Here is a 1,045-nt window from a genome sequence, read left to right on the forward strand (position 1 = left end):
CGTTGCATTTGATCCTATTTCTTTTATGACTTCAGTAGTAACAATGTTGGATAAGAACATGGAAAATAATGTTTGTAATTCAAATAGATGTTCATTTAATTCATCCAAATCACCTGTTGGGATGAGTTCATATAATGCATTTTCAAAGTCGCACCAGTTTTCTGTATTACCTTTATCTTGTTTCATTTTAAGAAAAAGCTTATTCTCTTTGTTACATTCAGCATATTCTAAGAAATCAAAAAATTTTTGGTAAAGTGGAAGTATTTTCTTGTTTAGTTTTTTTAATATTTTAATGTCAAATCCATTTCCAACAAAAACCATGATATCATTTTGTGCAACTATTTTATTAAAATGTTTTCCCCCATATTTTTTTTCCATTTTTATAATCCACCTCTTTCTTTGTAAGATATCAAAAGATTATATGACGGTTTCGGTTTTTTGTTATTCTTAATTCCCTGATATCTTTTTAAACTGTATATATTGTATAACTATACAATATTTTTCATTTTAAGGCAATCTTTGAATATCATATAAAATTGTTTCAATTAATCTTTCAATAATTATATCTAAAAAATAAAAATAATTTTACAGAAAAAAAAGAGTGGGTTACTTAGTAATTAATAAGAGTAAAGTTGTTTTAAGAATAATATTTTGAGAAACTGTTAGAAAAAAACGCTATAAACACTGTGTATTGTGTAAAGACCTTGATTTTCTGGCATTCCTGAGAGTGGGGTACATATAATGGCAATTTCGGGGCTGCATATTTCCATCATTGGTATGAGTGTATACACACTTCTCAAACGTCTGGGGGTAGGGTTGAAGGGCAGTGCGTGCCTTTCGGGGTTTATTGTGCTCAGTTATGGTGTGATGACAGGATTTGGACCGTCAACCGAACGGGCAGTTATTATGTTTCTTGTACGAATGGGAGCTGTTTACCTGGGGTGTACTTATGATTTCCTTTCTGCACTCAGTTTTTCAGCATTGATTCTTTTCGTGAGCCGACCTCTGTCTATTCTGCAGACAGGTGTCTGGTTTTCTTTTGCAG

At 31.5% G+C, this 1,045-nt stretch carries 1 protein-coding gene and 1 pseudogene; one reads left to right on the top strand and one right to left on the bottom strand.

The features are described 5' to 3' along the window. Window positions 1–378, bottom strand: a pseudogene (locus WMO25_RS18300) (hypothetical protein); the annotation flags it as partial. A gap of 399 nt (window positions 379–777) precedes the next feature. Between WMO25_RS18300 and WMO25_RS18305 the strand changes: the two are divergent. Beyond that, window positions 778–1,045: ComEC/Rec2 family competence protein (locus WMO25_RS18305; protein ID WP_349086680.1), on the top strand; the 268-nt coding region annotated here is incomplete at its 3' end.

This window comes from Coprococcus intestinihominis, assembly GCF_040096555.1.
Lineage (GTDB): Bacteria > Bacillota > Clostridia > Lachnospirales > Lachnospiraceae > Coprococcus_A > Coprococcus_A intestinihominis.